This window comes from Streptomyces sp. NPDC050528, assembly GCF_044457795.1.
Lineage (GTDB): Bacteria > Actinomycetota > Actinomycetes > Streptomycetales > Streptomycetaceae > Streptomyces.
The window spans coordinates 512,272-534,427 of the sequence record NZ_JBITHH010000007.1 but is presented as its reverse complement, the minus strand read 5'-3'; the positions used below and the strand labels follow the sequence as shown (position 1 = coordinate 534,427).

Annotated in this window: 25 protein-coding genes; 17 read left to right on the top strand and 8 right to left on the bottom strand. The window is 70.4% G+C overall.

Annotated features, from left to right (window positions below):
- Window positions 1–4: 4 nt before the first annotated feature.
- The 11 genes from ACIBK4_RS26345 (at window position 5) to ACIBK4_RS26295 (ending at window position 11,228) form a co-directional block, all read left to right on the top strand.
- Window positions 5–946 (top strand): ABC transporter permease, encoded by a 942-nt coding sequence (locus tag ACIBK4_RS26345; RefSeq protein WP_398998128.1) that lies wholly within the window; start codon window positions 5–7, stop codon window positions 944–946.
- A 17-nt stretch (window positions 947–963) separates the two neighbouring features.
- The gene (locus ACIBK4_RS26340; protein ID WP_398998126.1) at window positions 964–2,949 is read left to right on the top strand and encodes a dipeptide/oligopeptide/nickel ABC transporter permease/ATP-binding protein; all 1,986 of its coding nucleotides are present in this window, start codon (window positions 964–966) and stop codon (window positions 2,947–2,949) included.
- On the top strand, window positions 2,946–3,746 hold the full coding sequence (locus ACIBK4_RS26335; protein ID WP_398998124.1) for an ABC transporter ATP-binding protein: 801 nt from the start codon (window positions 2,946–2,948) through the stop codon (window positions 3,744–3,746). Before ACIBK4_RS26340 ends, ACIBK4_RS26335 begins: the two co-directional genes overlap by 4 nt.
- A 37-nt stretch (window positions 3,747–3,783) precedes the next feature.
- Window positions 3,784–5,037 (top strand): serine hydrolase domain-containing protein, encoded by a 1,254-nt coding sequence (locus ACIBK4_RS26330; protein ID WP_398998121.1) that lies wholly within the window; start codon window positions 3,784–3,786, stop codon window positions 5,035–5,037.
- A 115-nt stretch (window positions 5,038–5,152) separates the two neighbouring features.
- On the top strand, window positions 5,153–5,908 hold the full coding sequence (locus tag ACIBK4_RS26325; protein ID WP_398998118.1) for a HipA family kinase: 756 nt from the start codon (window positions 5,153–5,155) through the stop codon (window positions 5,906–5,908).
- Window positions 5,905–6,321 (top strand): DUF3037 domain-containing protein, encoded by a 417-nt coding sequence (locus ACIBK4_RS26320; protein ID WP_398998116.1) that lies wholly within the window; start codon window positions 5,905–5,907, stop codon window positions 6,319–6,321. Before ACIBK4_RS26325 ends, ACIBK4_RS26320 begins: the two co-directional genes overlap by 4 nt.
- 137 nt (window positions 6,322–6,458) lie before the next feature.
- Window positions 6,459–7,220: a 3-oxoacyl-ACP reductase FabG gene (gene fabG / locus ACIBK4_RS26315; RefSeq protein WP_318015019.1), complete on the top strand. Its 762-nt coding sequence runs from the start codon at window positions 6,459–6,461 to the stop codon at window positions 7,218–7,220.
- 32 nt (window positions 7,221–7,252) lie between these two features.
- On the top strand, window positions 7,253–8,014 hold the full coding sequence (locus ACIBK4_RS26310; protein ID WP_033283408.1) for an SDR family oxidoreductase: 762 nt from the start codon (window positions 7,253–7,255) through the stop codon (window positions 8,012–8,014).
- Between the two features lie 199 nt (window positions 8,015–8,213).
- Window positions 8,214–9,791, top strand: a complete 1,578-nt coding sequence (locus ACIBK4_RS26305) for an ABC transporter substrate-binding protein (RefSeq protein ID WP_398998112.1) — start codon at window positions 8,214–8,216, stop codon at window positions 9,789–9,791.
- A 112-nt stretch (window positions 9,792–9,903) separates the two neighbouring features.
- Window positions 9,904–10,587 carry a uracil-DNA glycosylase gene (gene ung / locus ACIBK4_RS26300; RefSeq protein WP_398998110.1) on the top strand — a complete coding sequence of 228 codons (684 nt, stop codon included), beginning with the start codon at window positions 9,904–9,906 and terminating at the stop codon, window positions 10,585–10,587.
- Between the two features lie 101 nt (window positions 10,588–10,688).
- Window positions 10,689–11,228, top strand: a complete 540-nt coding sequence (locus tag ACIBK4_RS26295) for a hypothetical protein (RefSeq protein WP_398998108.1) — start codon at window positions 10,689–10,691, stop codon at window positions 11,226–11,228.
- Between the two features lie 40 nt (window positions 11,229–11,268).
- Here ACIBK4_RS26295 and ACIBK4_RS26290 read toward each other — a convergent pair whose 3' ends face one another.
- Together ACIBK4_RS26290 and ACIBK4_RS26285 are read right to left on the bottom strand one after the other, a co-directional pair.
- Entirely contained in the window at window positions 11,269–11,757 is a 489-nt protein-coding gene (locus ACIBK4_RS26290; RefSeq protein WP_398998106.1) for a hypothetical protein, read from the bottom strand.
- A 130-nt stretch (window positions 11,758–11,887) separates the two neighbouring features.
- Entirely contained in the window at window positions 11,888–12,400 is a 513-nt protein-coding gene (locus ACIBK4_RS26285; RefSeq protein WP_398998104.1) for a DinB family protein, read from the bottom strand.
- 106 nt (window positions 12,401–12,506) lie between these two features.
- Between ACIBK4_RS26285 and ACIBK4_RS26280 the strand changes: the two genes are divergently transcribed.
- The gene (locus ACIBK4_RS26280) at window positions 12,507–13,418 is read left to right on the top strand and encodes a Gfo/Idh/MocA family protein (protein ID WP_398998102.1); all 912 of its coding nucleotides are present in this window, start codon (window positions 12,507–12,509) and stop codon (window positions 13,416–13,418) included.
- Here the strand turns inward: ACIBK4_RS26280 and lnt are convergent.
- Entirely contained in the window at window positions 13,336–14,910 is a 1,575-nt protein-coding gene (lnt, locus tag ACIBK4_RS26275) for an apolipoprotein N-acyltransferase (RefSeq protein WP_398998100.1), read from the bottom strand. The two genes, ACIBK4_RS26280 and lnt, sit on opposite strands and share 83 nt — an antisense overlap.
- 80 nt (window positions 14,911–14,990) lie before the next feature.
- Window positions 14,991–15,491 carry a nuclear transport factor 2 family protein gene (locus tag ACIBK4_RS26270; RefSeq protein WP_398998098.1) on the bottom strand — a complete coding sequence of 167 codons (501 nt, stop codon included), beginning with the start codon at window positions 15,489–15,491 and terminating at the stop codon, window positions 14,991–14,993.
- A 146-nt stretch (window positions 15,492–15,637) separates the two neighbouring features.
- Here ACIBK4_RS26270 and ACIBK4_RS26265 point away from each other — a divergent pair, with 146 nt between their 5' ends.
- Window positions 15,638–16,378 (top strand): SDR family NAD(P)-dependent oxidoreductase, encoded by a 741-nt coding sequence (locus ACIBK4_RS26265; protein WP_398998096.1) that lies wholly within the window; start codon window positions 15,638–15,640, stop codon window positions 16,376–16,378.
- Between the two features lie 77 nt (window positions 16,379–16,455).
- On the opposite strand, the gene ACIBK4_RS26260 is transcribed toward ACIBK4_RS26265, so the two are convergent.
- From ACIBK4_RS26260 to ACIBK4_RS26250, 3 genes are read right to left on the bottom strand one after another with little or no spacing between them, the layout of a single operon-like run.
- On the bottom strand, window positions 16,456–16,635 hold the full coding sequence (locus ACIBK4_RS26260) for a hypothetical protein (RefSeq protein ID WP_318015009.1): 180 nt from the start codon (window positions 16,633–16,635) through the stop codon (window positions 16,456–16,458).
- A 48-nt stretch (window positions 16,636–16,683) separates the two neighbouring features.
- A complete protein-coding gene (locus ACIBK4_RS26255) occupies window positions 16,684–17,055 on the bottom strand; it encodes a hypothetical protein (protein WP_398998093.1) in 372 nt (123 codons plus the stop codon).
- 7 nt (window positions 17,056–17,062) lie between these two features.
- Window positions 17,063–17,341: a winged helix-turn-helix transcriptional regulator gene (locus tag ACIBK4_RS26250; RefSeq protein ID WP_366435535.1), complete on the bottom strand. Its 279-nt coding sequence runs from the start codon at window positions 17,339–17,341 to the stop codon at window positions 17,063–17,065.
- A 188-nt stretch (window positions 17,342–17,529) separates the two neighbouring features.
- On the opposite strand from ACIBK4_RS26250, the gene ACIBK4_RS26245 reads away from it, so the two are divergent.
- Window positions 17,530–18,111 carry a carboxymuconolactone decarboxylase family protein gene (locus ACIBK4_RS26245; protein WP_398998091.1) on the top strand — a complete coding sequence of 194 codons (582 nt, stop codon included), beginning with the start codon at window positions 17,530–17,532 and terminating at the stop codon, window positions 18,109–18,111.
- Between the two features lies 1 nt (window position 18,112).
- Here the strand turns inward: ACIBK4_RS26245 and ACIBK4_RS26240 are convergent, their stop codons facing one another.
- The gene (locus ACIBK4_RS26240) at window positions 18,113–18,988 is read right to left on the bottom strand and encodes an undecaprenyl-diphosphate phosphatase (protein WP_398998089.1); all 876 of its coding nucleotides are present in this window, start codon (window positions 18,986–18,988) and stop codon (window positions 18,113–18,115) included.
- Window positions 18,989–19,307: 319 nt separating this feature from the next.
- On the opposite strand from ACIBK4_RS26240, the gene ACIBK4_RS26235 reads away from it, so the two are divergent.
- Genes ACIBK4_RS26235 through ACIBK4_RS26225 form a run of 3 tightly spaced genes read left to right on the top strand, consistent with a single transcriptional unit; the run spans window position 19,308 to window position 22,152 of the window.
- The gene (locus ACIBK4_RS26235; RefSeq protein WP_398998086.1) at window positions 19,308–20,495 is read left to right on the top strand and encodes a Gfo/Idh/MocA family protein; all 1,188 of its coding nucleotides are present in this window, start codon (window positions 19,308–19,310) and stop codon (window positions 20,493–20,495) included.
- Window positions 20,492–21,436, top strand: a complete 945-nt coding sequence (locus tag ACIBK4_RS26230) for a PmoA family protein (protein ID WP_398998084.1) — start codon at window positions 20,492–20,494, stop codon at window positions 21,434–21,436. The genes ACIBK4_RS26235 and ACIBK4_RS26230 overlap by 4 nt, the downstream gene beginning before the upstream one ends.
- On the top strand, window positions 21,430–22,152 hold the full coding sequence (locus tag ACIBK4_RS26225; protein ID WP_398998082.1) for a cupin domain-containing protein: 723 nt from the start codon (window positions 21,430–21,432) through the stop codon (window positions 22,150–22,152). The genes ACIBK4_RS26230 and ACIBK4_RS26225 overlap by 7 nt, the downstream gene beginning before the upstream one ends.
- Window positions 22,153–22,156: the final 4 nt, after the last annotated feature.

Here is a 22,156-nt window from a genome sequence, read left to right as displayed (position 1 = left end):
CGTCATGTGGCGAACCAGCGGAATGCGGATCGTGCAGGCTGTGCCCCTGCTGCTTTTCGTCTCGGCGCTCACCTTCTTCCTCCAACTGTTCATCCCGGGTGACGCCGCCAAGTCCATCGGAGGACTCAGCGCCTCACCCCAGTCGATCGCTGCACTGCGGCACCGCCTCCACCTCGACCAGCCGGTCTGGGAGCGCTACTGGGCCTGGCTGAGGGACGCGGTCCACGGCGACCTCGGGCGGTCGATCAGCAGCAACGAGTCGGTCGCCGGGTCGCTCAACACCCGGCTCGGGGTGACGCTCTCCCTGGTGATCGCGACCACCCTCCTCGCGCTGGTGATCGGAATCGTGCTGGGCATGGCCGGCGCCCGCGGCGGGCGCACCACGCGGATCGCCGCGGACACCGCGTCCATCGCCGGCATGACCGTCCCCGCGTTCTGGGTCGGTCTGCTGGGCATCTGGGTCTTCAACACCCGGTTCGGCCTGCTGCCCGCGAACGGCTATGTGTTCTTCGGGACGTCCGCCGGCGGCTGGCTGCGCTCACTGCTGCTGCCGGTGGCCGCCCTGGCCTTCGCACTGGTCACGGTGATCGCCAAGCAGACCCGGGAGCAGTTCGCCGACGTGCTGAGCCGGGACTTCGTACGGAATCTGCGGGCCAACGGCGTCAGCGAGTGGTCGATCCTCTTCAAGCACGCGCTCCGGCATGTCTCCGTCACGGTCCTGACCGTGGCGGGCAACAACCTCATCGGACTGCTCGGCTCGGCCGTGGTGATCGAGGAACTCTTCGGCCTCCCCGGCCTCGGCAGCGCGGCCGTCACGGCCGCGTCCAGCGGCGACATCCCGGTCATCCAGGGAGTGGCGGTGTACTTCACGCTCATCGTCGTCGGCCTGAACCTCCTGCTCGACCTCGCCATCGGCTGGCTCAACCCTCAGGCGGTCGCCGCATGAGCACTCAGGAGACATCGATGACGAAACCCGAGCCTCCCCAGCAGACGGAGAACGCTCCCGCTCCGCCCGCCGCCACCCCGGCGCGCCCGCCGCACGCGTCCGGCCTCCGCCGCGCCCTGCGCCGGCCACGCATCGCGATCCCGGCCGTGATCCTGGTCCTGGAACTGATCGCGTCGTTCGGTGCCGGCTGGCTAGCACCGTACCCACCCCAACAGGCGGACTTCACGGCCGCGTTGTCCGGCCCGAGCGCGAAACACCTGCTCGGCACCGACCGGCTCGGCCGGGACGTGCTGTCGCGGCTGATGTACGGCGGCGCGGACACGTTCAAGGACATCGCGCTGGCCGTGGCGATCACCCTGGTCATCGCGGTCCCCCTGGGCCTGGTCATCGGCCTGCGCAGGGGCCGGATGGACGCGGTGCTGATGCGGCTGGCCGACGTGGTGATGTCGATCCCCGGCATCATCCTGCTGCTGATCGTGCTGGCCCTGTTCTCGCAGAGCATGACCGCGGCCATGATCGTGATCGGCCTGCTGTCGGTCCCCGGCATGATGCGCGTCGTCCGCTCGGCGTCGCTGACGGTCGGCCGCGAGACCTACGTCGCGGCGGCACAGGTCTCCGGCCTCAGCACCTGGCGCGTGGCCCGGCGGCACGTGCTGCCGCGGATCACCGGCCTGATCCTGGTCAACACGGCGCTGGCGTGCGCGAACACCCTGCTCATCGCGGCCGGCCTGAACTCCATCGGACTCGGAGTGAAGCCGCCCGCCCCGTCCTGGGGCGGCATGATGGCCGACGCCGCCCAGACCCTGAACCAGAGCCTCTGGCTGGCCATCCCCACCGGCGGCCTGGTCGCCGTCACGGCCGCCGCGCTGATCGTCCTCGGCGACGGCCTGCGCGACATGCTCGCCGAGCGCTGGTCCGGCGTTTCCCACGCGACCCCGACCCGGCGCCGCAAGGCAACTGCCAAGGCAACGGCCCCCGTTGAGGTCCCGGTGTCCGACGACGCCTGGCTGCTCGCCGAGCCGGATCCCGTCGTACGGCTCACCCGGGTGACCGTCACCGCGGACACCGCGGAGGGCGAGGTCGCTCTGATCAGCGACGTGAGCCTGTCCGTGGGGCAAGGCCGCACGGTGGGACTGGTCGGCGAGTCCGGCTGCGGCAAGTCCATGACCGGGCTGGCGCTGCTCGGCATGCTGCCGAACGGAGCCCGTATCTCCTCGGGCACCGTCGAGATCGACGGCACCGACGTCACCTCGTTCGGTGTGGCCCAGTGGCGGGACCTGCGCGGCGGCACCATCGCGTTCATCTCGCAGGAGCCCATGGTCGGCCTCGACCCCCTGTTCACCATCGGCAACCTGCTGCGCGAGGCGGTGCGCACCCACGAGCGGCTCTCCCGCAAGGAGGCCACGCTCCGGGTCCGTGAACTGCTCGCCCAGGTCCAACTCCCCGACCCCGACCGGGTGATGAAGCTGCGCCCCTCGCAGATCTCGGGCGGCATGGCACAGCGCGTCTCCATCGCCGTCGCCCTGGCCGGGCGCCCGCGCATCCTCGTCGCCGACGAACCGACCACCGCCCTCGACGTCACCGTCCAGCGCGAGATCGTCCAACTGCTGCGCACCATCCAGCGCGACACCGGCATGGCCCTGCTGATGATCAGCCACGACTGGGACGTCATCGCGGAGGCCTGCGACACCGCCCTGGTCATGTACGCGGGCCAGGTGGTGGAGGCCGGTCCGACCGAGCGCGTCATGACCGCGCCGCTCCATCCGTACACCCGCAAGCTGCTCGCCGCGAACCCGCGCCTGGCGACGGTCGGCGAGCCCATCCCGACCATCCCCGGCACCGTGCCGCCGCCGGGGCAGTGGCCCCTCGGCTGTCACTTCGCCGACCGGTGTCCTGATCGTCTCGACCGGTGCACCGAGGCGCCGGTCGTCCTGATACAGCCCGACGAACTGGGCGTGGCCCGCTGTGTGTTGGCCGGCGAAGAGCTGGAGGTGTCCTCGTGAGCACGACCGAACGGCCGCTGCTCGACATCCGTGACCTGTCGGTGTCGTACCACCGCGCGGGCAAGGGCACCCCGGCCATTCGGGACGTGTCCCTGGACATCCGGCCGGGCGAGACCGTCGCGCTGGTCGGGGAGTCCGGTTCCGGCAAGTCCACCCTGGGCCGGGCCGTGCTCGGCCTGACGGCGGTCACACAGGGCACGATCCTGTTCGACGGCGAGGACATCACCCATGCCCGCGGCGCCCGGCGCAGGGAGCTGAGCAAGAGCGTCCAGGCCGTCTTCCAGGACCCCAACGGCTCGCTCAACCCGGCCCTGACCGTGGGCCAGACCCTGGCCGAACCCCTGCTCGTGCACGCCCGTGACGAACGGGCCGTAGTCCAGCGGCGGGTACGCGAGGTGCTGGCGCTGGTGGGGCTGCCGCCCGAGGCGGCCGACCGTTATCCGCGGCAGTTCTCCGGTGGGCAGCGGCAACGGATCGCGATCGCCCGGGCGTTGGTGATGGCACCGAAACTCATCGTGTGCGACGAGCCCGTCAGCGCGCTCGACCTGTCGGTCCAGGCCCAGATCCTGAACCTCTTCAGCGACCTCCAGCGGGAGACGGGCGTCAGCTACCTGTTCATCTCCCACGACCTCGCCGTCGTCCGGCATCTCGCCCAGCGGATCGTCGTCCTGTACCGCGGTGACGTGGTGGAACAGGGCACGACCGAGGACGTCTACGCCGACGCCCAACACCCTTACACGCGGCGGCTGTTGGAGGCGGCCGGGGTCGACGGTGCCCCGGCCGCCTCCGCCCACTGACACAGGCAGCCCCCAACTCCCGTACACGGAGGCACGCATGCAGGAATTCGCCGACCGCCTGGGCGTCACCAAGCCCCCGGAGCAGTACGGCTTCAGCGCCGAACGGCTGGGCCGGATCGCCGAGTTCTTCGAGCGGCAGACGGAGCGCGGGGTCATCCCGGGATGGTCGGCGGTCGTCGCCCGCGACGGAGAACCCGTGTACGCGGCGGGCGGCGGACTCCGGGACCTCGGCCTCGGACTGCCGGTCGAGCCCGGAACGTTGTGGCGGCTGTACTCCATGACGAAACCGGTGACGTCCGTCGCCGCCATGATGCTCGTGGAGCGCGGCCTGCTCGGACTCGACGACCCGGTCAGCGCCTACATCCCCGAGTTCGCGGACATGCGGGTGTACGACGGCGGGTCCCCGGCGAGTGTCCGGACCCGCCCGGCCGCCCACCCGGTGACCGTGGGCCAACTCCTCACGCACACCGCCGGGTTGACCCTCGGGCTGGCTCACATGGACCCGGTGGACGCGCTGTACCGCCAGGCGGGCCACGACGTACTCCCCTTGCCGGGCACGACACTTGAGCAGATGTGTGCCGAAGTGGGCGGCCTGCCGCTGCTGTTCGAGCCGGGGACCGCGTGGAACTACTCCCTCGCCGTCGACGTGCTGGGCCGGATCATCGAGGTCTGCACCGGCCAGCGCCTCGACACCTTCATGGAGACGAACGTGCTCGGCCCGCTCGGGATGACCGACACGACGTTCTCGCTCCCGTCCGAGCGCGTGCCGGACCTCGCGGAGATCTACAGCCCGGAACCGGACTCGGGCCGCCTCGCCGTGAACCAGGAACTGCGGCCCACCTTCCGCCAACCCGCGGAGTTCCCCTCCGGCAGCGGGGTCCCCGGACTGGTGTCGACCCTCGCGGACTACCACCGGTTCGCGGCCATGCTCGTACGCGGCGGCGAACTGGACGGCGAGCGGCTGCTCGGCCCCCGCACGCTCGCGCTCATGACGGCCAACCACCTGCCCGGCGGCGCCGACATCAACTCCTTCGGGCGGTATCCCGACGACGAGCACCGCGGATGCGGCTTCGGGCTCGGGTTCTACGTCGTCACGGACCCCGTGGTCGCGGGGTCGTTCGGCAACAAGGGGGAGTTCGGCTGGTCCGGCGCCGCGAACACCCACTTCTTCGTGGACCCGGTCGACGGCGTCACGGCCGTGTTCTGCACCCAGGTCGTCACCTGGGGCAAGCACAGGGCGCCGCTGCGCCGCCAGTTGCGGAACCTCGTGTACCAGGCCATGACCACCTGATCCCTTGACCCGCGGTCAGGACGCGGTCGCCCCGTGATCACCCCCCGCTACCATGGGCAGCCGAAACTCCCCGGACTCTCCCCGGGACCGCAGACGAGACGGATGGCCCGGGAACATGCTGGAAGAGGTCGTCGCGACCCGCTTCATCACCCCCCTGCGCGAGGGCGGCTCGCTGCCGGGACTCGTCGAGGGCGACGACCTCGCGCCGTACGTCATGAAGTTCAGCGGCGCCGGGCAGGGCCGCAAGACACTCGTCGCCGAGGTCGTCGTGGGGGAACTGGCCCGGCGGCTCGGCTTCCGGGTGCCGCGTCTCGTGACCCTCGACCTCGACCCGGTGCTCGGCCTCGGCGAACCCGACCAGCAGGTCCAGGAGTTGCTCAGGTCCAGCGGCGGCACCAACCTCGGCATGGACTTCCTGTCCGGCGCCCTCGGCTTCGACCCGCTCGCCTTCTCGGTGAGCGCCGAGGAGGCGGGCCGGATCGTCTGGTTCGACGCGCTGGTCAACAACGTCGACCGCTCCTGGCGCAACCCCAACCTGCTGATGTGGCACGGCGACCTGTGGCTCATCGACCACGGCGCCACCATGATCTGGCACCACAACTGGCCCGGCGCCCAGATCTCGGCCGCCCGCCCCTACGACGCCGCCGACCACGCCCTCGCCCGCTTCACCCCGGACATCGCGACCGCGGCCGCAGACCTGGCACCGAAGGTCACCGAGGAACTCCTCGCCGAGGTCACCGCCGAGATCCCCGACGCCTGGCTGGCCGACGAACCCGGCTTCGACACCCCGGACCTCCTCCGTGAGGCGTACGCGGCACCCCTCCTCGCGCGCGTGCCCTTCGTCCACGAGCGCATCGAGGGACTCCAGTGACCGAGCGCCACATCATCCGCCCGAGCGAGGCGAACATCCGGGACGTCTTCGAGTACGCCCTCCTGAGGGTCGTACCGCGCGTCGAGCGCGGCGAGTGCATCAACGCCGGGGTGCTCGTCTACTGCCGCGCCCAGTCCTACGTCGGCGCCCGCACCCATCTGGACGAGGCGAGGCTGCTCGCTCTCGACCCGGCGGCGGATGTGGCCGGAATCAGGGCCGCGCTCGGCGCCGTAGAAGGTGTGTGCGCGGGGGGCGCGGCGGCCGGGCAGGCGGGGCGGGACGACGCGGGGCGGCGGTTCCGGTGGCTGATCGCGCCGCGGTCCACCGTGGTGCAGCCGGGGCCCGTGCACACCGGTCTCACCGTCGATCCGGCGGCCGAGACGGAGCGCCTGCTCGACCTTCTGGTGAGGTAATGGATCACACCGGGCCGCGCGCACGTTGACACCGAGTGCCATGGCTTCTAGCGTCACGTCTGCCGAAGGTACTAAGCGGTCGCTCACCGGCGGGCCGCGCAAGGGCGAGAGTTTCTCAAGGGCGAGGAGAACCAGCAATGTCCACCACTGAGCAGCGGGTCGCGATTGTCACCGGCGGGGCGCGGGGCATCGGCGCCGCCACCGCCGTACGCCTCGCGGCCGAGGGCCGTGCGGTCGCCGTGATCGACCTCGACGAGGCCGCCTGCAAGGACACCGTGGAGAAGATCACCGCGGCCGGCGGCAAGGCCCTCGCGGTCGGCGCCGACGTCTCCGACGAGGCGCAGGTCGAGGCCGCCGTCGCGCGCATCGTCGCCGAGCTGGGCGCCCCGACGATCCTCGTGAACAACGCGGGCGTGCTCCGCGACAACCTCCTCTTCAAGATGAGCGTCTCCGACTGGGACACCGTCCTGGGCGTGCACCTGCGCGGCTCGTTCCTGATGACCAAGGCCGTCCAGAAGCACATGGTCGACGCGGGCTTCGGCCGGATCGTCAACCTCTCCTCGTCCTCCGCCCTCGGCAACCGCGGCCAGGCCAACTACTCCGCCGCCAAGGCCGGTCTCCAGGGCTTCACCAAGACCCTCGCGATCGAGCTGGGCAAGTTCGGCATCACGGCCAACGCGGTCGCCCCCGGCTTCATCGCCACCGACATGACCGCCGCCACCGCCGCCCGCGTCGGCATGGGCTTCGACGACTTCAAGGCCGCCGCCGCCACCCAGATCCCGGTGCAGCGCGTCGGCGAGCCCGACGACATCGCCAACGCCGTCGCCTTCTTCACCAACGAGGCGGCCGGTTTCGTCTCCGGCCAGGTGCTGTACGTCGCCGGCGGACCGCTCAACTAGGGAACACGGGAACACGGGAACGCAGGAAAACAATGACTGAACTGCCTGAACTCTCCGGCAAGGTCGCCGTCATCACCGGCGCCAGCCGCGGCATCGGCTACGGCGTCGCCGAGGCGCTGCTCGCCCGCGGTGACCGGGTCTGCATCACCGGCCGCAGCGAGGACGCCCTCAAGGAGGCCGTCGAGACCCTCGGCGCCGAGCGCGTCATCGGCGTTGCCGGCAAGGCCCACGACGAGGCCCACCAGACCGTCGTCGTCGAGCGCACGATGGAGGCCTTCGGCCGCGTCGACTTCCTGGTCAACAACGCCGGTACGAACCCGGTGTTCGGCCCGATCGCCGACCTCGACCTGAACGTCGCCCGCAAGGTCTTCGAGACCAACGTCATCTCGGCGCTCGGCTTCGCCCAGAAGACCTGGCACGCCTGGCAGAAGGACAACGGCGGCGCCATCGTCAACATCGCCTCCCTCGCCGGCGTCTCCGCCTCGCCGTTCATCGGCGCGTACGGCGTCAGCAAGGCCGCGATGATCAACCTGACCCTCCAGCTGGCGCACGAGTTCGCGCCCGGCGTCCGGGTCAACTCGATCGCCCCGGCGGTCGTGAAGACCAAGTTCGCCGCCGCGCTGTACGAGGGCCGCGAGGCGGAGGCCGCCGCCTCCTACCCGCTGGCCCGGCTCGGCGTCCCGTCCGACATCGGCGGCACCGCCGCGTTCCTCACCTCGGACCAGTCCGACTGGATCACCGGCCAGACCCTCGTCGTCGACGGAGGCATCCTCCTCAACGCCGGAGTCGGCTGACCAACTCCGCCCGGGCGCCGGTTCTTTGCTGTTCCCTTGACGGAACCGGCGCCCGTGTCGAGACATAAAGCACGCACAGCCGAATGACAACGTCGTCATAAAAACGCTGCTCAACAGCCCCTCCCGAACCACCTTTTCGGGCCGCGGAACTGCGGTACGGTCTGCCGACCCTTGGTACGGCGGATCGAGGAGCGAGCGCGTGTTCAACCGGAACCGAGGCCTGCGGGCGGGCGCGGCCATCGCGTCGATATCCCTGGCGGCCGGATGCGGAGTATTCTCGGACGGGAACTCCGACGACCGCGGACCCATCGTCGTCGGCACCACCAGCGCCCCCAGCACCCTCGATCCGGCCGCCTCCTGGGACGGCTCCTGGGAGCTGTTCCGCAACATCTACCAGACACTGCTCGCCTACCCCTCCGGCGCGACCACGCCCGAGCCGGACGCGGCCAAGAGCTGTGAGTTCACGGACAGTTCGAACACGGCGTACCGCTGCGAACTCCGCGCGGGCATGAAGTTCGCCGACGGCGACACCCTCGACGCCCAGGCCGTCAAGCACTCCATCGACCGCATCCGGCAGATCAACGTGTCGGGCGGACCCGCCGGCCTGCTGGGCAGCCTCGACCGGGTCCAGGTGCTCGGCGACCGCGAGGTCGTCTTCCACCTCAACAAGCCCGACGCCACCTTCCCGTTCGTGCTCGCCACCCCGGCCCTGTCGATCGTCGACCCCGACGACTACCCCGCGCACTCCCTGCGCAAGGACGGCAAGGTCTTCGGCTCCGGGCCGTACACCCTGAAGTCGTACGACGACGGGAAACAGGCCCAACTCGTGCGCAACGACCGCTACAAGGGCTTCGCCCAACGCGAGAACAACGCGGTGACGATCCGGTACTTCCAGGACTCCGGCACCATGGTGAAGGCGCTGCGGGACAAGCGGATCGACGTCACCTACCGCGGTCTGGCCGCCGACGACATCGTCGCCCTCCAGGGAAGCCCGTCCAAGAGCCTGCAACTGGTCGACGGCTCCGGCACCGACATCAACTACCTGGTGTTCAACCCCAAGGACAGGTGGGCCGGCAACATCGCCGTCCGGAAGGCCGTGGCCCAACTCGTCGACCGCGGGGCGATCACCCACAAGATCTACCGCGACACCGTGGACCCGCTCTACTCGATGGTCCCGAAGGGCCTCACCGGCCACACCACCGCCTTCTTCGACGACTTCGGAGACCCCAGCGTCCCCAAGGCCCGCAAGCTCCTCACCGACGCGGGCATCAAGCAGCCCGTCCCCCTCACCCTCTGGTACACCAGCGACCGCTACGGCTCGGAGACCGCCCTCGAATTCCGGGAGCTCAAGCGGCAGTTGGACGACTCCGGGCTCTTTTCGATCACCCTGAAGAGCCGTCCCTGGAAGACGTACGTGACGGGTTACCAGAAGGGCGAGTACCCGGTGTTCGGGCGCGGCTGGTTCCCGGACTTCCCCGACGCCGAGAACTTCATCGCGCCCTTCGTGGGGCAGCAGAACGCGCTCGGTACGCCCTACCCGTCGACCAGGATCACCGAGGTGCTGCTGCCCGAGTCCCGCCGGGAGAGCGACCGGGCCGACGTGGTCAAGGAGTTCGAGGACGCCCAGCAGATCCTGGTGGACGACGCCCGGCTGCTGCCGCTGTGGCAGGGCCGCCAGTACGTGGCCGCGAGCGACGACATCTCCGGCGGGGAGCAGGCCCTCGACCCGTCGACGATCATGATGATGTGGGAGCTGTACCGCAAGACCAGCTGGTGACACGGCTCTTGGCCCCCGTTGTCAGTGGCCGCCTGTAGGTTCTGGGCATGGAGGCGACCGCACCGCGCGGCCGCTCCGCATCGCAGTCGCCGCACACGGTAAGGAAGTTGACGTGACCGACATCTCCATGCTCCCCGAGTCCTGGCGCGGGGTCCTGGGCGACGAGCTTCAGCAGCCCTACTTCAAGGAGCTGACCGAGTTCGTCGAGGAGGAGCGGGCGAAGGGTCCCGTCTACCCGCCGCGCGAGGAGGTCTTCGCCGCGCTGGAGGCGACGCCGTACGACCAGGTGAAGGTGCTGGTCCTCGGCCAGGACCCGTACCACGGCGAGGGCCAGGGCCACGGCCTGTGCTTCTCGGTCCGCCCCGGCGTGAAGACCCCGCCCTCCCTCCGGAACATCTACAAGGAGATGAAGGAGGAGCTGGACCTCCCGATTCCGGACAACGGCTATCTGATGCCGTGGGCCCAGCAGGGCGTTCTGCTGCTGAACGCGGTGCTCACAGTCCGTTCCGGCGAGGCCAACTCCCACAAGGGCAAGGGCTGGGAGAAGTTCACGGACGCGGTGATCCGCGCGGTGGCCGAGCGCCCGGACCCGGCGGTCTTCGTGCTGTGGGGCAACTACGCGCAGAAGAAGCTCCCCCTGATCGACGAGGAGCGCCACGTGGTGGTCAAGGGCGCGCACCCCTCCCCGCTCTCGGCCAAGAAGTTCTTCGGCTCCCACCCGTTCACCCAGATCGACGAGGCGGTGGCCAAGCAGGGCCACACCCCGATCGACTGGCGCATCCCGAACCTGGGCTGACCCCCGCCCGGCCGGTCCGGGGCCGCCTGACGGGGATTGTCAGTGCCGCCGGTTAGCTTCGACGGGGACAGCCAAGGTGGCTGGCGAGTGCGGAGGACGCGGTGGCGGAGCGACAGGAGCAGGCGGCGCCGGACGCTCTGCTGACGCGGATCGGACAGATCGTCATGCTGCACCACGGCGGCGACCGCGAGGAGGCCCGGGACCGCCTGCTGGGCCTCTGGGCAGAGCTCGGCGAGGACGGCGACCCCCTCCACCGCTGCACACTGGCCCACTACCTCGCCGACACCCAGGACGACCCGACCGACGAACTGGCCTGGGACCTAAGGGCGTTGTCGGCGGCGGACGAGCTGACGGACGGGCGAGACGCGGGGGACGCGGGGGACGCCGGTCAGGAGGGGGCGGTGGCGGTGCGCGCCTTCTACCCCTCCCTGCATCTCAACCTCGCCGCCGACTACGTGAAGCTCGACCGCCCGGACGCCGCCCGCACCCACATCCGCCGGGCCCGCAGCGCCTGTGCCGTCCTCGCCGACGACGGTTACGGCAACGGGGTGCGGGCCGCGATCGGGCGGCTGGAGCTGCGGCTGGGCGACGGGGGCGGTGGCGCGGGCGAGACCTGGGGGCCGCCGAGACAGCGGCCGTAGAGTCCCGCCTGGCACCAACCCCAAGGGGGCGCCGCTCGCCTCAACGCCCGTACGTCTGGCCGCAGATGATCGACTGCGGGCTGTCCGACTGCCAGCCGCCGTACTTCTTGCCCAGGGCGCAGACGTCCTGCGTGTTCTTGGGGACCGACTTGACCACGTCGGGGATGTCCGCACCCGGCTGCCGGCGGTGGTGCGGCTTCGGGTGCGGATGGGGGTGGGGATACGGGTGAGGGTGCTGGGGTGAGCGGGGGACCGGTGCCTGTGCCGCCTTCGGGGGCTGGACCGGTGCGTGGTGCGGGGGATGCGTGGCCGGTTTCGGGTGGTGGGACGGGTTGATCAGTTCCAGCGCCTCCCGCGCCGGGGCCTGTACGACCTGCGGCTCCGCGCTGCCGTCCGGGCGCGGCACCGACGCGTGGGACGGTACGGCCGGGGGAGCGGGGGCCGCCGGCCGCTGGACGGTCACACAGCCGGAGAGGGCCGAGACAGCCACGGTGACCAGGAGCGTTGCGGTGGTCGTCGTTCGATGCACCCGCGCAACTCTGCTGGTTCCGGGCCGGTTTGGGGCACCGGACGGGCGGATGATGCCCCACACGGGTGATCTCCGGCCCCTTACGGACGGCCCTCGCCCGCTCCGGGTGACGTGACGTCAGCCGTCGGTGTCAGTCGCCGGTGTTCCCGTCGATGCGCTCGCGGAGCAGGTCGGCGTGGCCGTTGTGCCGGGCGTACTCCTCGATCATGTGGGTGTGGATCCAGCGCAGGTTGAAGCGCTCGCCGGTACGCCGGTGCTTGCCCAGGGAGTGGTCGTCCAGGGTGAACCGGGCCGCGATCGCGTTCGCCGTCTCGATCTCGGCCTGCCAGGTGGCGTACGCCTCTGCCCAGGTGTCCGACTCCGTGAGATGGAAGTCGCCGTCCGGGTCCTCGTCGCTGCAGTAGATCGGGCTCAGCCCCTCGTCCGCCATGACATTGCGGAACCAGCCCCGCTCCACCTCCGCCATGTGCCGCACCAGGCCCATGAGCGACAGCGTGGACGGCTCCACGGAAGCGGTCCTCAGCTGTTCGTCGGTCAGGCCCTCGCACTTCCAGGCGAGGGTGTCCCGGTGGTACTTCAGCCAGCCGTCCAGCATGGTGCGTTCGTCGGCGGTGGTTCCGGGTTCACTGCGCTCAATCGTCATCCCCGCATCCTCGCGTGCTCCGACCGCCCGCACCAGCGGATATTCCATCGCCGTATGCTTCCGAGGAGGTACAGGAGGTACCGCTGGGCGAGCGTTGGGAGACTCCGTGAAGGTCGGCTGCATCGGGCTCGGTGACATCGCGCAGAAGGCGTACCTGCCGGTTCTCGGCGGGCTGCCCGGGGTCGAGCTGCATCTGCAGACCCGCACGCCCGCCACCCTCGCCCGGGTCGCCGACGGCCTGCACCTCCCGGCGGACCGGCGCCACACGGACCTGGACGCGCTCCTCGCGCAGGGCCTCGACGCGGCGTTCGTGCACGCGCCCACGGCCGTGCACCCGGAGATCGTCACGAGGCTGCTGGAGGCGGGCGTACCGACGTACGTCGACAAGCCGCTCGCCTACGAACTCGCCGACTCCGAGCGGCTGGTACGGCTCGCGGAGGAGCGGAACGTGTCGCTCGCGGTGGGCTTCAACCGCCGACACGCCCCCGGGTACGCGCAGTGTCTGGACCACCCGCGCGAGCTGATCCTCATGCAGAAGAACCGGATCGGGCTCCCCGAGGAGCCGCGCGCGATGATCCTGGACGACTTCATCCACATCGTGGACACCCTGCGGTTCCTGGTGCCGGGCCCGGTCGAGGACGTGACCGTGCGCGCCCGCGTCCAGGACGGTCTCCTGCACCACATCGTGCTCCAGCTCTCCGGCGACGGCTTCACCGCGCTCGGGGTGATGAACCGGCTCAGCGGCTCGGTCGAGGAGATCCTGGAGGTCTCCGGCCAGGACACCAAGCGTCAGGTCCTCAACCTCGCCGAGGTCGTCGACCACAAGGGCCAGCCGACCGTACGGCGGCGCGGTGACTGGGTCCCGGTGGCCCGGCAGCGCGGCATCGAGCAGGCCGTCCTCACGTTCCTCGACGCCGTGCGTGCCGGAAAGGTGCTCAGCGCCCGGGACGCGCTGGCGACTCATGAACTGTGCGAGCGGGTGGTACGAGAGGTCGCGGACCGGTCCGCCGCAGCCTGAGCGCCTGCGCGCCCTCGCCGGCGCACATGGCCGCGAGCACCAGCAGGGCCATGCCGACCGGCCAGGCGCCGTAGCGGACGTACGGCGTGATGCCGTGGGCGAGCGGGACGTCGTAGACCTGGGTCGTGCTCTTGTTGGTGCCCAGCCAAGATCCGATGCGTTGGCCGCTGGGGCCGTAGACGGCGGAGACGCCGGTCAGGGTGGCGTGGACGACTGGGCGGCCGGTCTCGGCGGCGCGGAGGGCGGCGAGGGTGGCGTGCTGTTCGGGGGCCCAGCTGCTCTGGAACGACGAGGTCGAGGACTGGGCGAGCAGGACGTCGGCTCCGTCCTGGGCGAGATGGCGGCTCATGTCGGGGAACGCCGTCTCGAAGCAGATCAGCGGGCCGATGCGCAGGCCGTGCCCCACGTTCATCACGACCTGCTCGGTGCCGTGCCGACGGTCCACGCCCGCCGCCTTGCCGACCGAGGTGGCCCACCCGAGCAGCGAGCGGAACGGGATGTACTCCCCGAAGGGGACGAGCCGCATCTTGTCGTAGCGATCGCCGGTGAGACCCTTCGGGCCGACCAGGATCGAGCTCTTGTAGATGCCGGGCTTGTCGGAGCGCTGGGCGTCCACGTTGACCAGAATGTCGGCGCCCGTCTCCTTGGAGAGGGCGGCGATACGGCGCGCCAGGTCCGGTCGTTTGCCGAGGTCGAAGCCGACACTGCTCTCGCCCCAGGCGATCAAGTCGACGTTCTGACCGGCGAGTTGGCGGGTCAGCTGCTCCTCGCGGTCGAAGCGCCGGACGTCGCTGTCCTCGCCGGTGATGACACCCGGCTGTACGACGGCGATCCGGACGCGGCCGTCGACGTCGGGGCGCGGCGACCACACCCAGGCGGCCGAGGTCGCGGCGGCGGTGGCCAGCAGCCCCGCGACGGCGGGCACCCGGGACTCGCGCACGGCGACGAGGACGGCCACCGCGACATTGACGGCCACCACCAGGAAGCTCAGCAGCCACACCCCGCCGACGGACGCGAGCCGCAACGCGGGTTCCACCTGCCACTGGGTGGAGCCGAGCAGACCCCAGGGGCCGCCCAACCCCTGCCAGGACCGCACGAGTTCGACCATCAGCCAGCCCGAGGGGAGCACGAGCAGTGCGGCGGCGGCGCGCCGGGGCGAGGGCACGCCTCCGAGGAATCGGCGTACCAGCCAGCCCCACGGCGCCCACAGCACGCCGAGCAGCCCCGCGATGACCACGATGAACACGCTCAGGCTCGGCACCAGCCAGCTGTGCACGGCCAGCATGAACCCGAGCCCCCCGAACCAGCCGTCGTAGACCGCCCGTCGCCCGGTCGGCGCCGAGCGGGTCAGCAGGATCCAGGGGACGAGCGCGACGTAGGCGAACCACCAGAGTGATGGCGCGGGGAACGCGAACACGGGCAGGGCGCCCGCGAGCGCGGCGAGCAGGGAACGCCGCCAGGGGGAGACGAGCCAGTCGCCGAAGTTCCTCATGCGAACCCCCTACCCGCTGGTGGCTCCGGTGTGCGTGCCGCGGCCGATCATCCCGGTCGGCGGACGCCGAACCGGTCGTATCAGTGGACCACGGCTTGCGGGCGCCGCTCGGGAAGGCGCCGCCACTTCTCCTCCACGACGACCTCCGTCAGCCGCCAGCCGTCGTCCGTCCGCAGCAGCCCGAACGCGTACCGCCCGCCGCACACGAAGTCGGGAGCGGTGGAGGAGTCGCCCTCATCGCTCTCCCCGCCCTTGGCGAAGCGCATCGGATTGACGTAGTCGGCCTGGACGCGGGCGGTGTCGTCGGTGTGCTGGTCCAGGGCTCCGAAGCGGATCCGCCGGTTCACGATCAGATGCTGCCGCATCGAGAACAGTCCCAGGCTCTCCGCGAGCCACCCGGCGACCTGTTCCGCGGTCCCCTCGATCCCTCCGGCGGACCGGTAGTCGGCGCGCCCGTCCGGGGCGAACAGTTTCCGGTACGCCTCCCAGTCGCCGTCGTCCACCGCCACCGCGTATTCGGTGATCACTTCGTCCACGGCCAGCCGGTCCATCACAATCGCCAGTTCCACACGCTGCGTCATCGGCTCAGTGTTGGCTACGGAGGGTGTCGCGCCAAGAGGGACGCGGATACAAGGTGGGGAACATTCGGTGGTGTTCGAAGGTTCTTCGCCGGACTTCGTCATTGCGCGCTGTTGTCGTCCGTCGTTTTTCGTTGTGAGGAGCACTCATGAAACGTCTTGTCACGGTCGTCACCGGGGGCAGCCGGGGCATCGGCGCCGCGACCTGCCGACGGCTCGCGGAGGACGGGCACGACGTGGTCGTGGGCTATCTACGGGACGCGGAGGCTGCCGAGGAAGTCGCGGAGGCGGTACGGCGGACAGGGGCCCGTTCGGTGTGCGTGCCGGGGGACACCTCCGTAGAGGCGGACGTCGAACGGCTCTTCACGGTGGCCGAGAAGCAACTCGGCCCGGTCACAGGCCTGGTGAACAACGCCGGTGTGACCGGCCCGTTCGGCCGCCTCGTCGACACCGACCCCGCCGAGCTGCGCCGGGTCGTCGAGGTCAACCTCCTTGGCGCACTGCTGTGTTCACGCCGCGCCGCGCAGGTGATGGCATCGCGGGGCAACGGCGTGATCGTGAACGTCTCGTCCGCCGCCGCGACCCTCGGCAGCCCCGGCGACTACGTCCACTACGCCGCGACGAAGGCCGCCGTCGACACCCTCACCCTGGGCCTCGCCAAGGAACTCGGCCCCGACGGCATCCGCGTCAACGCGGTCGCGCCCGGCATCATCGACACGGAGATCCACGGAAGGTCCGGCGACCCGGACCGCCCCGAGCGGTTGGCGGCGTCGATTCCGCTACGGCGTGCGGGTCAGCCCGAGGAAGTCGCCGCCGCGATCGCCTGGTTGATGTCACCGGAGGCGTCGTACGCGACGGGGACGGTGGTGCGGGTGTCGGGCGGACGGTGAGCCGACGGGCGGGAGATCCGGGCGGGTTGAACTGGCGGGCTGAACTGTTGGGTTGAACTGGTGGTGGGTTCGGGGATTCAGGCGGCCGCGATGACCTCGTCCCGTATCGCCGCGGCCCACTCGACCACCAACAGCTCGTATTCCTCGCGCTCTTGGGTGGAGAGCGACCCGCCCGCACGCAGCCAGAGTGCCCGGATCTGCTCGTTCACCTCGGAAGCAGACCGCACGGAACCAGGGGCCACGAAATCGGGGGACATGCGAACAGCCTAGGGGCAAGGACTGACACTGCGCTACCGGACGGCTACTCAGACCGTATGGGGTTGGTCACGGGCGCGGTGAACTGGGCGCGGGGTACGCCGGTTTCGGTGGAACTCCGGCAGGGCGTCGAAGTGTTCGGTCAGATGTTCCCGTACGTCACCGTCGAAACCGGCGCCGAATCCGCAGACGCTGGCGGCGACTTCGGGGGGAGGCGCGGGCACGTCCGCGAGCGGATTGTCGAAGTCGCCGTACACCTCGTCGTGGTCCAGGAATCCCACGTTTCCGTCGGGGTCGCCGGAGGCGGCACGGTCGAGCAGGTCGATCACCTCCGGGTCGGCGCCGGACGAGGTGAGGGCCGACGTGCGGCAGTCGTCGAGGTAGTCGGGCGTCACGCGGGTGAACTGCCGCGTCAGAGACATGAGTTGGTCACCCCCGCCGCTCGGCCCACACCCGCGACCACTCCAACAACGGGCCCATCGCGGTCACGAGGTCCGTGCCGAGCACGGTCAACTGCCAAGCGCCGTCCGGCGTCTGCCGCGCGATGTCCGACTCGCGCAGTTCCGCCAGCCGGGTGGACAGGACGCTGGAGGACATGTCGTCGCAACGGCGTTGCAGGTCGCGGAAGCCGATCGGGGCGCCGTGCCGGTGGAGTTCCCAGATGACGCGGAGTGTCCAGCGCCGGCCGAGGAGATCGAGCGCGGCCATGACGGGGCGGCCGGTGACCGAACCGCGCACGGGGCGACCGGGGGTGGGCGTGGATCCCGAGGGTGTGGACTCCGCGGGCGTGGATTCCAACTGACCTCCTCTGCCTACGTCTTGTGACCTCGCATGACTTCTTCGACCTCGCACCTCACCCTTGCGCTTCGATTTCAGAAGCGCAAGAGTCGGTGGACATGAAACAAGACCCGGCAGGCGCCCATCAGCGCATCGAGGGCGTCACCCCGCCCTACGCCCCCGACACCGACCGCGCCCTGCACCGCTGGATGCCACCCGGCGTCACCCGCGAACCCCTGATGCTCTTCAAGGTCCTCGAACGCCACCCCGAACTCGCCTCCCGCATGCGGGCGTTGGGTTCCGGCCTCCTCGTCCACGGCCTCCTGAGCACCGCCGACCGCGAGCTCGTGATCGCCCGCGTCTGCGCCCGCTCCGGCTGCGCCTACGAGTGGGGTGTCCACGCGGCGACGTACGCCGAAGCGGCCCAACTCACCCCGCGCCAGATCACCTTGACCGTGACCGGCACCCCGGACGACCCGGCCTGGTCGCCTCGCCAGTCCGCGCTGCTCCGGGCCGTCGACGAACTCCACGACGGCGCACGGCTGAGCGACCTGGTCTGGTCCGGGCTGCGCGAGCACCTCGACGAACCCGAAGCCCTCGAATTCCTTGTGCTGGCCGGGTGGTACCGCACCATCGCCTACGTCGCCAACGGTGTCGGCATCGAGCCCGAGCCGTGGGCCCTTGCCCTGCCCGGGAGTTGACTCAGCCCGAGGATTCCGCCGCGTGCGGGCTCAGTACGCCCGCCGTCACCAGCGCGATGATGACGATGCCGAGCGCGATGCGGTAGTAGACGAACGGCATGAAGCTCTTGTGGGAAATAAACTTCATAAACCATGCAATTACGGCATATCCGACGACGAACGCGATCACCGTCGCGAACATCGTCGGCCCCCATGCGACATGCCCTTCCTCCGCCGCGTCCTTCAACTCGAAGGCGCCGGAGGCCAGTACGGCCGGCATGGCGAGGAGGAAGGAGTAACGGGCCGCCGCCTCACGGGTGTAGCCCATGAAGAGGCCGCCGCTGATCGTCGCGCCGGAGCGGGAGACGCCGGGGACCAGCGCCATCGCCTGGCAGAGGCCGTAGAGGAGGCCGTCCTTGGCGTTGAGGTCGACCAGGGTCTTGCGTTGCTTGGGGGCGCGGTGCCGGCCGCCGTTCTCGTCGCGGGCCGCGAGGCGGTCGGCGATGCCGATGACGACGCCCATGACGATCAGCATCGTGGCGGTGATGCGCAGATCGCGGAACGGGCCCTCGATCTGGTCCTTGAGGGTGACGCCGAGCACGCCGATCGGGATGGAGCCGACGATCACCAGCCAGCCCATCTGGGCGTCGTGGTCGCGGCGCATCTCCTTGTTCGTGAGCGACCGGAACCACGCGGCGAGAATCCGTCCGACATCCTTGCGGAAATAGATCAGCACCGCCGCCTCCGTCCCGAGCTGCGTGATCGCCGTGAAGGCCGCGCCCGGGTCCTTCCAGCCGGAGAAGGCCGCCGTGAGCCGCAGATGCGCGCTGGAGGAGACGGGGAGGAACTCGGTCAGCCCCTGGACGAGTCCAAGGATGAGGGATTCAAACCAAGACATGGAGTTACGGCGTCCAAGTGCTGATCGAGGAGGGGCAAAGGACACACCAAAACGCCGCGCGCGGTGAACGAGTGTGTGTGAGGGGCAGCGTAGCGTCCCGGTGTGACAGGCCGGACACGGGGGTTTCACGGCGGTCGCGCGACTTCGGACACAGAGGTTTCAGGGTGGTCGCGCGACTCCGTACGCAGAGGTTTCACGAGTGGTCCGACGACTCAGGGTTCGCGGTGTTGACCAGCTGCGGGGGCGGCGCATACGTTGCAGCGGAGGAAAGCGCTTGCTGCATGCGCTCGCTGTCCCCGGAGGAGTGCTGATCACGACCATGTCCACACCCGCCACCAACCCCGGGGCCTTCCAGCCCTTGCCCCCGCTCACCGGCCGACGCGTCCGGGCCGCCGTGGTCGGCGCCGGTGCGATCGGCCGCGGTTCACATTTCCCCGCGCTCGCCCGGCTCGCCGAAGAGGGCGAGACCGAGGTCGTCGCCGCCGTTGACATCGATGCCAACTCGGTCGAGTCCTTCTGCGCCGAGGCCGGGATCCCGCACGCCTACACCGACCTGGAGCAGATGCTCCGGGAACAGCGGCCCGACCTCGTCACCATCTGCACCCCGCCCACCCTGCACCGCGCGCAGACCATCGCCGCGCTGCGGGCCGGTGCCTGGGTCTGGTGCGAGAAGCCGCCGGTGCCGACGCTGGCGGACTTCGACGCCGTGGAGGACGAGGAGGGCCCGGCGAAGGGGACGGCCGGGGGGCCGTACGCCTCGATCGTCTTTCAGCACCGCTTCGGGTCGGGGTCGCGGCACGTGCGCAAGCTGCTCGCCGAGCAGGCCATGGGGCGGCCGCTCGTGGCGCACTGTCAGACCACCTGGTACCGCGACACCGCTTACTACGCCGTTCCCTGGCGCGGGCGTTGGGAGACGGAGGGCGGCGGTCCCGCGATGGGACACGGCATCCACCAGATGGACCTCCTGCTCGATCTGCTCGGGCCGTGGAGCGAGGTGAAGGCGATGGCCGGGCGGCTGGTGCATGACGTGGAGACCGAGGACGTCTCGACCGCGCTGGTGCGTTTCGAGAACGGCGCGATGGCCACCGTCGTGAACAGCGTGCTGAGCCCCGACGAGGTCAGCCGTATCCGCATCGACTGCGAGCGCGCCACCGTCGAACTGACCCATCTCTACGGGCACAGCAACGACAACTGGCGCATCACGCCCGCCCCGGACGTGTCGGGGGACGAGGCCGCCGCCTGGCAGGGCTTCGGGCCCGATGTGCCGAGCTCGCACCTGGAGCAGTTGCGTGAACTCGTCGTGAGCATGCGCGCGGGTGAGCGGCCGCGCAGCAGCGGCACGGACGGGCGCACGAGCCTGGAGTTGATCACCGCGCTCTACAAGTCGGCGTTCACGGACACGACCGTACGGGCGGGCGAGATCGGCCCCGGAGACCCCTATTACACGGCGCTGCACGGCGGCGCCCCCGGCTGGGCGCCCGTGGCGCGCGAGGAGGTGTCGGCGTGACCGGCCTGCGAATTGTCCATGCCCACGGGGACCGCATCACGGTGACCGAACCGACCACCGGCGTCGAGCTGTTCAGCTATGTGTACCGGCCCGAGGCCGCCTGGGAGGCGCCGAAGCCGTACCTCCACCCGATCCGGACGCTCGCCGGTGACGTCGTCACCGACTACCGGCCCAACGATCACCGCTGGCACAAGGGGCTGCAGTTCACCGCCTCGCATCTGTCGGGCCAGAACCTGTGGGGCGGCAACACGTACGTTCACGGCGAGGGGTATCTCCAACTCCCCGAGCGGGTCGGGTCGATGGCCCATGTCGCCTTCGACGAGATCGACATCTACACCGATTCGGGCGCCGAGCGGCTCGTCATCTCCGAACGGCTCACCTGGCACCCGTACAGCGGGGAACTCTGGGCCGACGAGCAGCGCCGGATCGAGGTGCACGATGTGGATACGGACGCGGAGTCGCGTTCGTGGGCCCTGACCTGGACGAGCGCCGTGACGAACCGCCGCGACGAGCCCCTGCGGTTCGGCAGCCCGACCACCCACGGGCGCGAGGCGGCCGGCTACACGGGCCTCTTCTGGCGCGGCCCGCGCGCCTTCCGCGACGGCCGGATCATCGGCCCCGACGGCGAGGGCCCCGAGCTGATGGGCTCCCAGGGCCCCTGGCTCGCCGTCTCCGGCGAGCACGACGGCACCGACGGCCACGCGACGATCGTCTTCGCGCACGCCCCCGAGAACGATCAGGCGGGAACCCAGGGCACGCACCCCGCCCACTGGTTCGTCCGCAACGAACCGTTCGCGGGCATCGCCCCCTCCTTCGCCTTCTACGACGAGCTGGAGCTGGCCCCCGGCGACACACTCACCCGGCGCTACCGGGTCGTCGTGGCCGACGGGGCGTGGGAGCGGGAGGAGATCGCCAAGTACCTGGAGGCGCGCCCGTGGTGAGCGGCTTTTCCGGTTTGCCGGGCGGGGTCGCGGTCTCGCATCTGTCGGTCTACGACTGGCCCGCCGAAGCTGACGGCGGGGTGTGCGGCGGAACTCCCCATATGCACCTGACCTGTTCGGAGGGGTACGTCGTCACCGGCGGGCACGGTGCGGTGCAGACGCTCACGACCTCCGGGTACGAGGTGACGCCGCTCGCGGCCGGGACGGTGGCCTGGTTCACGCCGGGCACCATCCACCGGCTCGTCAACGAGGACGACCTGCGCATCACCGTCCTCATGCAGAACAGCGGCCTGCCCGAGGCGGGGGACGCGGTGCTGACGCTGCCCCCGCAGTACCTCACCGACCCGGAGACGTACGCCTCTGTCACGGTGATCCCGGCCGACGCACCCGAGGCGGAGCAGGAGCGGGTCGCCCGCGCCCGGCGGGACCTCGCCCTGGAGGGCTACCGCGCGCTGCGCGACGCCGACGGGCCGGAAGCGCTGGCCGCCTTCCACCGGGCCGCCGCCGCGCTGGTACGACCCCGGCTCGCGGAGTGGCGCGAGCGCTGGGAGCGGGGGGCGCGGGCCGCTGCCTCGGCTACGGGGGAGCAGCTCGACCGGCTCGAACAGGGCGACTTCTCGCACCTCGCCGATGCCGGTGTACGGGCCGAACAGCCGTCCGCGTACGGGAAGTTCGGGATGTGTGGGCGGTTGGACGTCTACAAGGGGACCGTCTGAGGCC

Excerpts from the sequence above, each read along its gene's own strand:
- ACIBK4_RS26330 (WP_398998121.1), top strand. The coding sequence starts at position 3,784 with ATGCAGGAATTCGCCGACCGCCTGGGCGTCACCAAGCCCCCGGAGCAG.
- ACIBK4_RS26240 (WP_398998089.1), bottom strand. The coding sequence starts at position 18,988 with ATGTCTTGGTTTGAATCCCTCATCCTTGGACTCGTCCAGGGGCTGACC.
- ACIBK4_RS26265 (WP_398998096.1), top strand. The coding sequence starts at position 15,638 with ATGAAACGTCTTGTCACGGTCGTCACCGGGGGCAGCCGGGGCATCGGC.
- ACIBK4_RS26340 (WP_398998126.1), top strand. The coding sequence starts at position 964 with ATGACGAAACCCGAGCCTCCCCAGCAGACGGAGAACGCTCCCGCTCCG.
- fabG (WP_318015019.1), top strand. The coding sequence starts at position 6,459 with ATGTCCACCACTGAGCAGCGGGTCGCGATTGTCACCGGCGGGGCGCGG.
- ACIBK4_RS26250 (WP_366435535.1), bottom strand. The coding sequence starts at position 17,341 with ATGGCCGCGCTCGATCTCCTCGGCCGGCGCTGGACACTCCGCGTCATC.
- ACIBK4_RS26245 (WP_398998091.1), top strand. The coding sequence starts at position 17,530 with ATGAAACAAGACCCGGCAGGCGCCCATCAGCGCATCGAGGGCGTCACC.
- ACIBK4_RS26255 (WP_398998093.1), bottom strand. The coding sequence starts at position 17,055 with ATGTCTCTGACGCGGCAGTTCACCCGCGTGACGCCCGACTACCTCGAC.
- ACIBK4_RS26325 (WP_398998118.1), top strand. The coding sequence starts at position 5,153 with ATGCTGGAAGAGGTCGTCGCGACCCGCTTCATCACCCCCCTGCGCGAG.
- lnt (WP_398998100.1), bottom strand. The coding sequence starts at position 14,910 with ATGAGGAACTTCGGCGACTGGCTCGTCTCCCCCTGGCGGCGTTCCCTG.
- ACIBK4_RS26270 (WP_398998098.1), bottom strand. The coding sequence starts at position 15,491 with ATGACGCAGCGTGTGGAACTGGCGATTGTGATGGACCGGCTGGCCGTG.
- ACIBK4_RS26310 (WP_033283408.1), top strand. The coding sequence starts at position 7,253 with ATGACTGAACTGCCTGAACTCTCCGGCAAGGTCGCCGTCATCACCGGC.
- ACIBK4_RS26285 (WP_398998104.1), bottom strand. The coding sequence starts at position 12,400 with ATGACGATTGAGCGCAGTGAACCCGGAACCACCGCCGACGAACGCACC.
- ACIBK4_RS26260 (WP_318015009.1), bottom strand. The coding sequence starts at position 16,635 with ATGTCCCCCGATTTCGTGGCCCCTGGTTCCGTGCGGTCTGCTTCCGAG.
- ACIBK4_RS26345 (WP_398998128.1), top strand. The coding sequence starts at position 5 with ATGTGGCGAACCAGCGGAATGCGGATCGTGCAGGCTGTGCCCCTGCTG.
- ACIBK4_RS26235 (WP_398998086.1), top strand. The coding sequence starts at position 19,308 with ATGTCCACACCCGCCACCAACCCCGGGGCCTTCCAGCCCTTGCCCCCG.